Annotated in this window: 9 protein-coding genes and 1 tRNA gene; 1 reads left to right on the top strand and 9 read right to left on the bottom strand. The window is 58.9% G+C overall.

What is annotated here, in order from left to right:
* The first annotated feature begins 6 nt into the window (after positions 1 to 6).
* A complete protein-coding gene (locus AC5RK6_RS07125) occupies positions 7 to 1,029 on the top strand; it encodes a bile acid:sodium symporter family protein (RefSeq protein WP_081637313.1) in 1,023 nt (340 codons plus the stop codon).
* 16 nt (positions 1,030 to 1,045) lie between these two features.
* Here AC5RK6_RS07125 and AC5RK6_RS07120 read toward each other — a convergent pair whose 3' ends face one another.
* From AC5RK6_RS07120 to AC5RK6_RS07080, 9 genes are all read right to left on the bottom strand, one after another.
* The gene (locus tag AC5RK6_RS07120) at positions 1,046 to 2,095 is read right to left on the bottom strand and encodes a TerC/Alx family metal homeostasis membrane protein (protein ID WP_016442750.1); all 1,050 of its coding nucleotides are present in this window, start codon (positions 2,093 to 2,095) and stop codon (positions 1,046 to 1,048) included.
* A gap of 246 nt (positions 2,096 to 2,341) precedes the next feature.
* Complete coding sequence (gene uvrB / locus AC5RK6_RS07115) at positions 2,342 to 4,420, bottom strand: excinuclease ABC subunit UvrB (protein ID WP_320757170.1); 2,079 nt, start codon at positions 4,418 to 4,420, stop codon at positions 2,342 to 2,344.
* Positions 4,421 to 4,576: 156 nt separating this feature from the next.
* Positions 4,577 to 5,452, bottom strand: coding sequence for an aldose epimerase family protein (locus tag AC5RK6_RS07110; protein WP_320757171.1), 876 nt, complete (start codon positions 5,450 to 5,452; stop codon positions 4,577 to 4,579).
* Positions 5,453 to 5,526: 74 nt separating this feature from the next.
* Positions 5,527 to 6,873, bottom strand: coding sequence for a gluconate:H+ symporter (locus AC5RK6_RS07105; protein WP_016442747.1), 1,347 nt, complete (start codon positions 6,871 to 6,873; stop codon positions 5,527 to 5,529).
* Positions 6,874 to 7,045: 172 nt separating this feature from the next.
* Positions 7,046 to 7,723: a dephospho-CoA kinase gene (gene coaE / locus AC5RK6_RS07100; RefSeq protein WP_435730980.1), complete on the bottom strand. Its 678-nt coding sequence runs from the start codon at positions 7,721 to 7,723 to the stop codon at positions 7,046 to 7,048.
* Between the two features lie 104 nt (positions 7,724 to 7,827).
* Entirely contained in the window at positions 7,828 to 9,312 is a 1,485-nt protein-coding gene (rpsA, locus tag AC5RK6_RS07095; protein WP_320757173.1) for a 30S ribosomal protein S1, read from the bottom strand.
* Between the two features lie 158 nt (positions 9,313 to 9,470).
* Positions 9,471 to 12,149: a DNA polymerase I gene (gene polA / locus AC5RK6_RS07090; protein ID WP_320757174.1), complete on the bottom strand. Its 2,679-nt coding sequence runs from the start codon at positions 12,147 to 12,149 to the stop codon at positions 9,471 to 9,473.
* A 101-nt stretch (positions 12,150 to 12,250) separates the two neighbouring features.
* Positions 12,251 to 12,889, bottom strand: coding sequence for an ANTAR domain-containing response regulator (locus AC5RK6_RS07085; RefSeq protein ID WP_414429720.1), 639 nt, complete (start codon positions 12,887 to 12,889; stop codon positions 12,251 to 12,253).
* A 190-nt stretch (positions 12,890 to 13,079) separates the two neighbouring features.
* Positions 13,080 to 13,161, bottom strand: a tRNA-Leu gene (locus AC5RK6_RS07080).
* Positions 13,162 to 13,276: the final 115 nt, after the last annotated feature.

Raw genomic sequence — 13,276 nt, 5'->3', positions numbered from 1 at the left:
GTTTCCATGGCAATTAAGCGAGCACGAAGCTGCGGGAATGGCCGAGAGGATAAGAGAGCCCATCGGGGCGCTCGCCTCCTCCGCTACCGCCCCGATCCCCTAGTAGCAGGAATTATCCTGGCGATGATCGCGGGACTGCTGATTCCGGCGCCCAGCGCCCTGCGGGCACACTTGGGAACCGTATCGGACCTCGCGGTTGCCTGCGTATTCCTGGTCTACGGGATGCGGCTACGCACCCGGGACGTACTGGCCGGGCTGCGCAATATCCGCCTGCAAGGCCTGGTGTTTCTATGCACCTACCTGATTTTCCCACTCCTCGGTTTCGCCCTGGGCCACCTCGTTGCACCGGTTGTGGGTCCAGCTTTTGCCCTCGGTTTCCTCTACCTGGCACTCCTGCCTTCTACCATCCAGTCCTCGGTGACCATGGTCTCCATCGCCCGCGGGAATGTTGCCGCTGCCGTCACGTCCGCCACGGTATCCAATATCGCGGGAATTTTCCTCACCCCGCTACTCGTCCTGCTTTTCCTGCACGTAGAGGGGGCTTCGGCCGGATCTATTAATTCGGTGCTCCTCAAGCTGCTCCTCCCCTTTGTTATTGGGCAGTGCCTTCAGCCCTGGGTCGGCACGTGGTTCCGCGCGCACCCGCGCCTGGTACGCACCGTTGATAACACCTCGATTATCCTCATCGTGCTCTCATCCGTCCTCAATGCCACCGCGGAAGGGGCCTGGGCCGGGGTAACGGTCTGGACAATCCTCGGACTGCTCGCCCTGTGCTGTGTGTTGCTGGCTGCAATGCTATCCATTACCTGGTGGCTGGGGGGCCTGGCTCGGATGCGTGTAGAGGACCGCATTGTGGTACTCATGTGCGGATCGAAGAAATCATTGGCAACGGGGCTCCCGATGGCTAAGGCACTATTCGCCCCGGCCACGGTCGCCCCGTTGTCCGTTCCGGTGGTTATTTTCCACCAGCTACAAATTTTTGTGTGCGCAATTCTGGCGCGCCGCCTAGCCCGGCGCCACAGCAATTAGCCCGGCACGCGCCGCCCTAGTTAGCACCGCCAGCTGCATCGTCGTCGTTCTTCTTCTTGCGTGCAAGGGAACGCGAGCGAAGCAGGGAGGCCACCACCGTCACCACGATAATGACAACGATCACGAGCAGCGAGCTCAGCGGTGTGAACTCGAAGAATCCCGCGGCGATATCGTAATGGTGCAGCGCCTCGAAAATGAGTTTGAAACCGATAAAAGCGAGGATAGCTGCCAGGCCAAAGTGCAGGTACACAAGGCGCTCCAACAGCCCATCCACCAGGAAGAACATCTGACGCAGGCCCATGAGGGCGAAGGCGTTTGCCGCGAAAATAATGAAGGGCTCGGTGGTGAAACCGAAGGAGGCCGGGATGGAATCGAGGGCGAACATGAGGTCAATCCCGCCGATGGCGATAATGCACAGCAGTAACGGGGTGATGTAGCGCTTGCCGCCCCGCTTCACGATGTAGTGGTCGCCGTGGTAATCCTCGGCTACCGGGAGGGTGCGGCGCGCCAGGCGCACGAAGAAATTATCGGCTTCCTCACCTGTCGGTTCGCTATTCGAGAGACCCTCTTTGACCTGCGAGAACGCGGTCCACAGCAGGAAAGCGCCGAAGAGGAAGAAGGACCAGGCCAGGGATTCCACAATGACTTTACCCAGCAAAATAAAGAGGAACCGCAGGCACAGTGCGATAACAATACCCCAGAACAGCACTTTTTGCTGGAGGGCACGGGGCACCGCGAAGGAACCCATAATAATAATGAAGACGAAGATATTATCGACAGAGAGGGAATACTCCACGCCCCAGACGCTGAAGAATTGCAATCCGAAGGTATCCCCGTGGCGCCACCACAGGTATCCGCCCAGGCAGACGGCGAGGAAAATGTAGAAAAGCAGGAAACCTGCCGATTCTTTCATGCTGGGCTCGTGCGGTTTGCGCACGTGGGAGAGCAGATCGAAAGCGAAAATACCGATAACAACAACGAACAGCAGGATCCACTCGGCCATATGGACCGACATCTGATCGGGCGTGCTCGTCAACGGCAGCACACCCGTGGCGTATGAAAGCATATATACCTCCGGATGGAATGACCGGAGGTCTCTTCCCACCGACCGGGCGCGCGGCCGCGGCAGGTCTCCGATCCGGACGACCCGGGTGGGTCTCGTGCTGACGAATCGGCGGTTGACGGGAATACTCCCCTCCACGAGTGCACACTTTACACGATGGGGAGCACCACCGAGCCGCGTTTCCTATGCGGTTTGGGTGCCGGGCGGAAGTGCGTGCCCGTGCGGGCGCGCGTTTCCCGTGCGGGCATTTTACTTTTGGGCCTGCTGAGAGTGCCACAGCTCGCTTTTTAAATCTTTGATCTCATCGCGATAGCGCGCCGCGAGCTCAAATTGGAGCTGTTCGGCGGCCGCGTGCATCTGTGCGGTGAGCTCGGTAATGAGTTCGCGCAACTCTTTGCCACCCTGCGCCCGGGCAATTTCAGCTTCCGAAGCCCGCGCCCGAGCATGCGCGGGTTCTTGACGATACCCGCCGGCGAGCAGCTGCTCAGTATCCACGTCTTCCCGGGCGAGCATATCGGTCACGTCCGCAATGCGTTTGCGCAGTGGTTGCGGATCGATACCGTGTTCCCGGTTATAGGCGAGCTGCTTTTCCCGGCGCCGATTCGTTTCATCAATAGCCTGCTGCATATTCGGGGTAATGCTATCGCCGTACATATGCACTTCCCCGGAAACGTTACGGGCCGCTCGCCCAATAGTTTGGATGAGCGAGGTGGTAGAACGCAAAAAGCCCTGCTTATCCGCATCGAGGATGGCCACGAGGGAAACTTCCGGAAGATCCAGGCCCTCGCGCAGCAGGTTAATACCCACAAGCACATCGAATTTCCCGAGCCGCAATTCCCGTAGCAGCTCCACTCGGCGCAAGGTATCCACATCCGAATGCAGATACTCCACCCGCACCCCGCGGTCAGCCAGGTAGGCGGTGAGATCTTCAGCCATTTTCTTCGTTAGCGTGGTGATAAGTACCCGCTCATCACGTTCGGCCCGTACCCGTACTTCCTCGAGGAGATCATCGATCTGACCTTCGGTGGGTTTGACTTTAATGAGAGGATCCACCAAACCGGTGGGTCGAATAATTTGTTCGACGACGCCGTCCGCTTGCTCGAGTTCATATTTACCAGGTGTCGCGGATAGGTACACAGTTTGGCCGATACGATCAAGAAATTCCTCCCATTTGAGGGGACGGTTATCCATGGCGGAAGGTAATCGGAAACCATACTCGACGAGCGTGCGCTTGCGGGACATATCCCCTTCGTACATGGCCCCGATTTGGGGAACAGTCACATGGGATTCATCAAGGATAAGAAGGAAATCATCGGGGAAGTAATCAAGAAGCGTATTGGGTGCGGTACCCGGCCCGCGCCCGTCAATATGCCGCGAATAGTTCTCAATCCCGGAGGTTGTTCCAATATTGCGCATCATCTCGATGTCGTAGCTGGTGCGCATTTCCAGGCGCTGTGCCTCGAGGAGCTTATTGTGCGCACGCAGGTATTCCAGGCGTTCGGCCAGTTCTTCCTCAATGGAACGGATAGCGCGTTCCATCCGCTCGGGTCCGGCCACGTAATGGGAAGCCGGGAACACGTGGGCGGTATCGGTGCGTTGGAGAACATCCCCGGTGAGCGGGTGCAGTAGGGATATCCCGTCAATTTCATCGCCGAAGAATTCAATGCGGATAGCCAATTCCTCGTACACGGGAATAATTTCCACAGTATCGCCCCGCACCCGGAAAGTGCCGCGAGTAAAAGCAATATCATTACGGGTGTACTGCATGGAGACGAAGGTGCGTAGCAGCTCATCACGATCCAGTTGCTGGCCCACGTGCAGTTGCACCATACGATCAACATATTCCTGCGGGGTACCCAGGCCGTAAATGCAAGAAACCGAGGCCACTACCACGGTATCCCGCCGGGTGAGGAGCGAATTGGTGGCCGAGTGGCGCAGTCGTTCAACCTCATCGTTAATGGAGGAATCTTTTTCGATAAAGGTATCGGTTTGAGGAACATAGGCTTCCGGCTGGTAGTAATCGTAATAGGAAACGAAGTATTCCACCGCATTATTCGGCATAAGTTCGCGGAATTCCGCTGCCATTTGCGCGGCCAGCGTTTTATTCGGCTCCATAATAAGGGTGGGGCGCTGTACCTGTTCGATGAGCCAGGCGGTGGTGGCCGATTTTCCGGTACCGGTGGCTCCCAGCAACACCACATCCTTTTCACCGTCGTTAATACGACGGGTGAGTTCGGCAATCGCGGCGGGCTGATCTCCCGAGGGACGGTACTCGGAGATAACTTCAAAAGGCTTATCGCTGCGCACAATCTCAGAATCAAGAGCCATAGTGGCGAGCTTACTAGCCTCACCCGGCGCGCGGTACGAAATACGCCAGCGGCCGGATAGAGACCCGAGGTTATGGTCGAGTTTCTATCCGGCCGCTGGGCGCCGTCGTTATCCCACGCCGTTCGAACGTGGCGAGAACCGGCCTTGAACTAAAAACTAGTCAAGGTGCTCCACGGTGGCGTGCAGGGTGAGCGTGGCGCTCTCCCCCGGCGCCAGCTGCGGGGCCCCTTCGCGCACCCGAGTTGCTTCCACGCACACAAAATGCTTCCAGGCATCATCGGGCATATCCGCATTCGCGGCCGAGCCCTTCGTACCTGGGTTCCACACCACCGATTTATCGGATTCTTCCGAGCTCAGAGTGATCTTACGGTGTCCGCCCGCGTCCACGAGCACGATATCGCCCGCGAAGGGGTAGAAACGATCAACGGTTTGGCCTTCGAGAGCCTCGAAGGGGCCGGCGGGGAGTTGGGCATTATCCGCAAGGCGATTGATGCCGCCTTCCTCGATACCCTTGATACGCAGATCCTGCGCATCCACAGCCCAGTAGGCGTGGAGGGCTAACTCCGGGCCGATCGTTTCGGTGCCGGTATTGGTGGCCTTCAGCCGCACCCAGAAATCACTGCCCAGGTGCACGGTGTAGCTGAGGGCGAGGGAATCAGCCAGGTCGCCACCCAGTGCGCTGCCCGCGAGGGTGAAAGTTGCTTCCACCGCGGCCGAATCGCCGCTGACAGATTCGAGGGCCCAGTCCTGGATGCGGGCCCAGCCGTGCAGGCCGTTATCCGAAGGCCCGAACCACGGGGCTACCACCGGGATACCTCCCCGGATAGGAGTGCCCTGCGTGAGGCCAGATAGGTCGCTCATGTAGAGGACGTCCTCGAAGCCAGCCGGTTTCCAGGAGGCAACGTGGGCGCCGTAGGGGAATACGGTACCGGATACGGTATCGGTGTTAATCTCTAGCGCGCTCAGGTCCCCACGGGTGACGAGGCTGACGCCGGCGATAGCTTGCTCGGCAAAGGGAATGCTCTGCGTCATGTGTACTCCTTGATTTTCTTTATGTGTGCGATGCGGGCGACCATACCGGCCGCCCGCACCCTCCTACTCATGCTCTAGCCGAAGAACGGCGAGAGGCACATTACGTACGCCAGTGAAACCAGCGAACCGGAGGCGAGCAGGCCGCCCCACGTCTTGAGAGTGTCCTTGATGGACAGATCGAAGTATTCCTTGAAGAGCCAGAAGGACGCGTCATTAATATGCGTCATGAAGTTGGAGCCCGCGGCGGTGGCAAGCACGAGCAGCGTGGGATCCACGCCCGCCTGCATCACACCGGTGGTCGGATCCATAACAGCCGCACCAATAATGGAGGCGGCGGTCATCGCGGAGACCACGCCCTGACCGGTAGCCAGGCGGATAAGAACGGTGATGAACCAGGCCATGATGTAGGGCGATACCGCGCCCGCACTCATGAAGCCGCCGATGTAATCGCCGATGCCGGAGTCAATCACAACCTGCTTGAAGGCGCCACCGGCACCGATAATCATGACAACGCCGGCGATAATCGACACGGCCTTATTGAACTTGTCCATGACCCATTCGCCCTTGTGCCCGCGCTGAATACCGAAGAGCAGCATGGCGAGCACCAGCGCCACGGACATGGCCACCGGGGAGGAACCGAAGAAGTTGAGCCACTGGCCCAGCGTGGATTCTTTATCTACCCAAATATTGGCGATGGTCACCGAGATCATGATGATGGCCGGGCTGAGCGGCACGATGAGGGAGATGAAGAACGACGGCGGATTGACCGCGGCTTCCTTATCGTCCTTATCACCGGACATGAACTTCGGCACCGGGCGCTCGAGGTTACCAAGCACCTTGGGCAGCAGCACGCCACCCACGATCACCCAGAGAATCGCCATGGGAATACCAAGGAGGTACACCATGCCGGCATCCGCGTGATACTGGTCAATGAGCGCAACCGGACCGGGCTGCGGCGGGAAGATCGAGTGAGCGACCGTGGTAGCGCACACAGCCGGAATGGCTAGGCGCAGCCACGGCACCTTTGCTTCCTGAGCGATAGAAATAACGAGCGGAGCAATCATTAGGAAGGCGACTTCGTAGAACATCGCCAGGCCGAAAATAAGACCGATAATAATAACAGCGATACGCACGAAGCGCAGTCCGAAGCGGCGAATGAGCCCCGATGCCAGCACGTGAGACGCACCGGAATCCACCATGAGGCGGCCGATAACTGCACCGAAAACAACGATAATGGCGAGCGAACCCAGCGTAGAACCAAAACCGGTGGTGACGGTCTTGAGAGTTTCCATCGGGCCCATGCCATTGCACAGTGCCACCACCACGGCGGCGAGCAACAGCGCGAGCATCGAATTCACCTTGAATACGATGTTGAGCACGAGCATCAACGCAATGCCCACGAGCAGCCAAACAATTGGCATAGCTTTTAACCTCTCAAATTTTAGGCCCCATCGCCGCGCATCGTTGCTTCGTGGCGACGAGACGTACCATATAGCGAAACGGTCATTTCACTATTTGTAAATGGTACTCCCCCTTACGCTGAGAGTAAACACGGTACGGATCACCTTTTTACTTGCGTTTATCTTGATTTTTCTACGACGACGCTGGCGCCCGCGGCGCCACCAGCCAGCTATCCGCGCATGTGGCAACGAGACTCTCCAGCTCTGGGCGGCTTCCTGCATTCTGAATCCAGATATGAGCCAGGCCCCGACGGACCTCATCATCAACCTGAGTGCGCATGCGGGCCCGCGCATCCGCTTCGCTCATGCCCCGGCCGCGTAGGTGCTCAAGGCGCTTTTCTTCCGGGGCGGAGACGATTATCACGCAATCGACCTCACGATCGGCGCGGGTTTCTACCAGGAGGGGCACATCATAGACAGCCAGCTGGTCCGGGTGCGCACCGGCGAGGATCTCCCGGGCCCGCGCGATAATAGCGGGATGGGTGAGAGCCTCAAGCCGGTGGCGGGCGGCCGGATTGGAGAAGATATGTGTGGCAAGGGCCGTGCGGTTAAGTGCGCCGTCGTCGTTTAAAATGCCCGAACCGAAAACGGTGGCGAGCTGCGCGAGGACCGGGCTACCCGGGGCGGTGACCTCCCGGGCGAGGGCGTCCGCATCGGCAATAAGCGCGCCGCGCTCACGCAGAACACGAGTAACCGTGGATTTTCCGGCACCGATTCCACCGGAGACGGCCACTCGCAGGGCGCGCCCGCTGGGGTAGGAGAAGGTGCGCAGCTGCTGTGCGCTGGCTCCGCCGACTCGTAGTGTTTTCACCGTCCCAGCTTAACAATGCGTCCCGCGGAAAGAAAACGCCGCCGGCGCTCCCCGAGGAGACGCGCCGGCGGCGGTACTAGATGCTACCCGCGGTAGCCTATGCCTTAATTGTTGGTCAGCTTCTCACGCAGAGCGGCGAGCGCTTCATCGGCATCCGAGTCAAGCGAGCCGCTCGGTTCGGACGTGGAGCTGTAGCTGGCCGGAATTTCTGCGGCCGGTTCGGCAGCGGCAGCAGCCTGGGCGCCCGCAGCAGCATCGGCTTCAAGCGCGGCAGCGACCTGCGCCTTGTGCGCTTCCCAACGGGCCTGAGCCTGGGCGTATTCGTTCTCCCATGCCTCGCGCTGAGCTTCGTAACCCTCGAGCCATTCATTCGATTCGGGATCGAAGCCTTCGGGGTACTTGTAATTGCCGTTTTCGTCGTAATCAGCGGCCATGCCGTAGAGCGAGGGATCGAAGTCCTGGGAGTTCGGATCCACGCCTTCGTTCGCCTGCTTGAGGGAGAGCGAAATACGGCGGCGGTCCAGATCGATATCGATGACCTTGACGAAAACATCGTCGCCCACCTTGACAACCTCTTCCGGGGTGTCGATATGACGGGAAGCCAGTTCGGAGATGTGGACGAGACCTTCGATGCCATCCTCCACGCGCACGAAGGCACCGAAGGGAACGAGCTTGGTTACGCGACCCGGAACGATCTGGCCGATCGCGTGGGTGCGGGCGAAGGACTGCCAGGGATCTTCCTGGGTGGCCTTGAGGGAGAGCGAGACACGCTCGCGATCCATGTCAACATCGAGAACTTCCACGGTGACAGGCTGACCCACTTCGACAACCTCGGACGGGTGGTCGATGTGCTTCCAGGACAGCTCGGAAACGTGGACGAGGCCGTCCACACCGCCGAGGTCCACAAAGGCACCAAAATTGACGATGGAGGACACGAAGCCTTCGCGCACCTGGCCCTTCTGAAGCTGGTGCAGGAATTCTCCACGAGCCTGGGACTGGGACGCTTCCAGCCAGGCGCGGCGGGAAAGAACCACATTATTGCGATTCTTATCAAGTTCGATGATCTTCGCTTCAAGCTCACGGCCGATGTAGGGCTGCAGATCGCGCACGCGGCGCATTTCAACGAGCGAAGCAGGCAGGAAGCCGCGCAGTCCGATATCAACAATCAGACCGCCCTTGACGACTTCGATGACAGTGCCGGTAACGACGCCATCAGCTTCCTTGACCTTCTCGATTTCAGCCCAGGCACGTTCGTACTGCGCGCGCTTCTTCGAAAGGAGGAGACGGCCTTCCTTGTCTTCCTTCTGGAGGACAAGGGCCTCTACCTGGTCGCCAATTTCGACGACATCATCGGGGTTGACATCGTGCTTGATCGAAAGTTCCTTGGAGGGAATAACACCCTCGGTTTTGTAGCCAATGTCGAGCAACACTTCGTCATGGTCGACCTTGACAACGGTTCCTTCGACGAGGTCACCATCGTTAAAGTACTTGATCGTCTTATCGACGGCGGCAATAAGTTCTTCCTCGGAGCCGATATCGTTGACGGCAATCTCGGGGAGAGTCGAAGACTCGGGGGTGGTATTAGTCATTAACTGATAACTTCCGGACACTATTGTGAATATTTGCTTGGGACCGACAGACATCGGCCAGTGCGGCGGGTGCTCACACCAGTTCTCCATACTACGCGGAAAAGCTTGGCTAGTGCAAGGCATCCGGGCCAGAATCGACGTGGTGTGAGCGCCTCGTTCTAGTGGGCTGCCTCCCGCCAATTCGGGCCGTACCCCACCCCGACCGAAAGTGGCACCCGCAGCTGCGCTGCCCCGGCCATTTCTCGGCGCACGATATCCTCGGTCGCCTCGTGCTCGCCGGGCGCCACTTCCAGCACCAGTTCGTCATGAACCTGGAGCAGTACCCGACTGCGCAAACCTGCTTCCTGCAGCGCCTCTACCACGGCCACCATGGCGATCTTGATGATATCGGCCGCACTACCCTGGATCGGAGCATTGAGAGCCATACGTTCAGATGCCTCGCGCAACTGTCGGTTCGTGGAACGCAATTCGGGAAGGTAGCGCCGCCGCCCCAACATCGTCTGGGTATAGCCATCTTCACGGGCTTTCACCACGAGGGAATCGAGATATTCGCGCACTTTCCCGAAACGTGCGAAATAGGTATCCATGAGCTCTTGAGCATCGTGGGCGGAAATACGGAGCTGGCGGGAAAGCCCGTAGGCGGAGAGCCCGTAAGCCAAGCCGTAGCTCATCGCTTTAATACGGGAGCGCTGTTCGCTACTTACCTCGCTTTCGGGAATCCCGAAGACGAGAGAGGCCACCGAGGAATGCAGGTCTTCGCCCTCGTTAAAAGCGGTGATCAACGCTTCATCGCCGGAAAGCGAGGCCATGATCCGCATTTCGATCTGAGAGTAATCCGCGGTCATCAGCGCCGCATAGCCCGCGGAAGGAATAAAGGCAGAGCGGATCTGCAGCCCCTCGGCCGTGCGCGCGTGAATATTTTGAAGATTCGGATCCGTGGACGAGAGCCGCCCGGTAGCCGCCACCGCCTGCTGGTAGGTAGTGTGGATCTTCCCATCCGCCCGGGTATTGCGCTGCAGGCCTTCCACAGATTGCCGCAGTTTAATGGCATCACGGTGCTCAAGGAGAGCCCCGAGGAATTGAGTCCCGGCTACCGCCTTATCATCTTCGCGCGCGGCAATGCGCACCGCCAGATCTGCCAGCGCTTCCGCATTCGTGGTGTACCCGGATTTGGTTTTCCGGGTGGTGGGCAAGCCGAGTTCCTCGAAAAGTACCCCTTGTAATTGCTTGGGACTGGAGAGATTGACTTCGTGGCCGATGGCATCATAAGCGAGTCGGGCCGCGGCTTCTACACGCCCGTCGAAATCTTTTCGCAGTTTTTCAAGGTAGGGAGAATCCACCGCAATACCGGTGTCCTCCATGCGCGCGAGGGTGCGGGACACGTCCATTTCGAGGTCGAGCAAGGCACCATCCTCACCGCGGGCCTTCAATTCCCCGAGCAACTTATCCGAGAGCGGGCCGAGGAGTGCGGCGCGCTGCGCCAAAGGATCAGCCTGTCCGTCCAACCCGGGCAGCACTCCCCCGTCCCCCAAATCAACACCGAGGTGACGCAGCGCAAGATCGCCGAGGTCATAGCTGCGCTGATCGGGGTAGAGAAGGTAAGCGCACAGCACGGTATCGCGGACGACGCCGCGTAACTCGGCGCCCTGCCCCCGCACCCGATGCCAGGCTTCTTTGGCGCCGTGCACCACTTTCGGGGCATCAGATTCCAGCCAGGCACGCACCTGGGCAGTATCGTCGTCGTTCATGGTGTGAGTATCGAGAAGTAAGGCGGCCGTTGCCGTTCCAATCGCAAGTGCCTCCACACTCCCCGCACCCGGACTGGCCGGCCCGGCGATTTCGAGGCCAAAGAATGGGGCGTCGGCATGCTGATCAAGCCATGCGCGTACCCCGGATGTGGTGATCTCCAGGCCGGCGAGGGTGAATCCGGCTGGAGCATCGGATTCAGGTGCGCCGTCACGCGCCGGTAATTCGGTGAGGACACGCCCGCGCAAGGTATCAAAATCGAGGGTATCGAAGAGTTCGTGCAGCGCTTCCCGGTCCACTCCGCGCGGGCGGAATTCCTCAAGGTTCTCTCCGATAGGAAGATCACGCACGAGGGTATTAAGGGACCGATTCTGGCGAACCTGATCCAGGTGCTCGCGCAAGGAGGAACCTACTTTTCCGCCGATTTCGTCGGCGCGGGCGAGGATGGAGTCAAGGTCACCGTAGTTCGCGAGCCATTTCGCCGCGGTTTTCGGGCCCACGCCGGGGACTCCGGGAATATTATCGGCGCCTTCCCCCACGAGTGCAGCCAGGTCGGCATAGCGTTCGGGGCGCACTCCAGTTTTCTTTTCGATACCGGCCGGGTCAAGGGCCTGCATTGCCGAACGCGGCATGGGATAGAGCACGGTGGTGTGCTCATCAACGAGCTGATAGGAGTCTTTGTCGCCGGAGGCAATATAGACATCCGCTCCCTCTTCTACCGCACGACGGGAAAGGGTGGCAATAATATCGTCGGCTTCGTAGTCCTCGTAAGTAAGCCAACTTATTCCGCAGGTATCCAGGACGTTTTTAATAACATCGATTTGCCCGGAGAATTCTACCGGTGTGGGGGCCCGGCCTCCTTTATATTCCGGATAGACGCGGGTACGGAATGTTCCTCCCGGCAGGTCGAAGGCCACGGCGATGTAATCGGGGTGGTAATCACCAATGATTTTGAGCAGGGTGGAGAGGAAACCGTAAACAGCATTGGTGTACTGCCCGCGATCGGTGAGGAAATTCTCTGCCCGCAGGGCGTAGAAGGCGCGGAACGCCATTGAATGGCCGTCGACAAGAAGGAATTTTTTTTCACTCACCCCTCTAGCCTACGCGAGATGGCTAGCAGGCGCCCACCGGAAAACCGATGAGCGCCTGACTGTGAGAATGTGGGACCTGGCACGTACGCGGCTGGATGCGCTTAACTACGCCCGCCAACCTGTTCGATCACAGCATCGGCCACTTCGCGCATGGTCAGCCGCCGATCCATCGAGGTCTTTTGAATCCAGCGGAAAGCTTCCGGTTCGGTCAGGCCCATATGAGATTCCAGCAAGCCCTTAGCCCGATCCACTCGCTTGCGGGTTTCAAATTGCTCGGCCATGGTAGAGACTTCGTTTTCGAGCGCTTCGATTTCCTGATTACGCGAGACGGCGATTTCGACCGCGGGAATGAGATCAGCGGGCGTGAACGGCTTGACCACGTAAGCCATCGCTCCGGCGTCCCGTGCGCGTTCCACCAGGTCACGCTGAGAGTAGGCGGTGAGCATAACGATGGCCACCCGATGTTCTTCTAGAATCCGGTCCGCTGCGGTAATGCCGTCCATACCCGGCATCTTCACATCCATGACAATCAGATCGGGTTCGAGTTCGCCGGCGAGTTCAATAGCGGATTCGCCATCGCCGGCTTCTCCGACAACCTCATACCCGGCATCTTCCAGTGTTTCAACAATATCGAGGCGAATGAGAGTTTCGTCTTCAACGACAAGAACCCGAATGGCTTCTTTGTTCTCCGCGGCTTGCGCCGCCGTGTCCTTGGCCATCATGACCCCTTCGACCGGCATGCCGGATAGATTGAACCAATTTACTGCGTGCGATGTTGCACCTGCATCCACACCGAAGTGTTCTCTGACCCTTGAGAGAATGATGACCGGCAACGGGATTCACGCGCCCCTTACCATGCTGTCAGACCACGCGGTGCAGAGCAAACAACGGGACAGAGATTCCCAGCGAACTTCAAGGTTATCGCCGCGGTGCTCCCGGAGGGACTCGAACCCTCACGCCTTGCGGCGCTGCATTTTGAGTGCAGTGTGTCTACCAATTCCACCACAGGAGCTTGTGCATATGCCGTCACCACCAGCAGGATCTCCAGGATCACCGCGAGTGATTGTGCAAACGCAGAGAATATTTCACCATACCCGCCACCAAATTTCAAATGATGGTGACGCAGA

This window comes from Actinotignum sp. usb-actsch-213 (assembly GCF_059085665.1).
The sequence above is the reverse complement of the archived record's forward strand: the minus strand, read 5'-3'. Positions and strand labels throughout refer to the sequence as shown.

What these genes read in the sequence shown, in the direction of transcription:
- AC5RK6_RS07125 (WP_081637313.1), top strand. Translation starts at nt 7, where the DNA reads ATGGCAATTAAGCGAGCACGAAGCTGCGGGAATGGCCGAGAGGATAAG.
- AC5RK6_RS07120 (WP_016442750.1), bottom strand. Translation starts at nt 2,095, where the DNA reads ATGCTTTCATACGCCACGGGTGTGCTGCCGTTGACGAGCACGCCCGAT.
- uvrB (WP_320757170.1), bottom strand. Translation starts at nt 4,420, where the DNA reads ATGGCTCTTGATTCTGAGATTGTGCGCAGCGATAAGCCTTTTGAAGTT.
- AC5RK6_RS07110 (WP_320757171.1), bottom strand. Translation starts at nt 5,452, where the DNA reads ATGACGCAGAGCATTCCCTTTGCCGAGCAAGCTATCGCCGGCGTCAGC.
- AC5RK6_RS07105 (WP_016442747.1), bottom strand. Translation starts at nt 6,873, where the DNA reads ATGCCAATTGTTTGGCTGCTCGTGGGCATTGCGTTGATGCTCGTGCTC.
- rpsA (WP_320757173.1), bottom strand. Translation starts at nt 9,312, where the DNA reads ATGACTAATACCACCCCCGAGTCTTCGACTCTCCCCGAGATTGCCGTC.
- AC5RK6_RS07085 (WP_414429720.1), bottom strand. Translation starts at nt 12,889, where the DNA reads ATGCCGGTCGAAGGGGTCATGATGGCCAAGGACACGGCGGCGCAAGCC.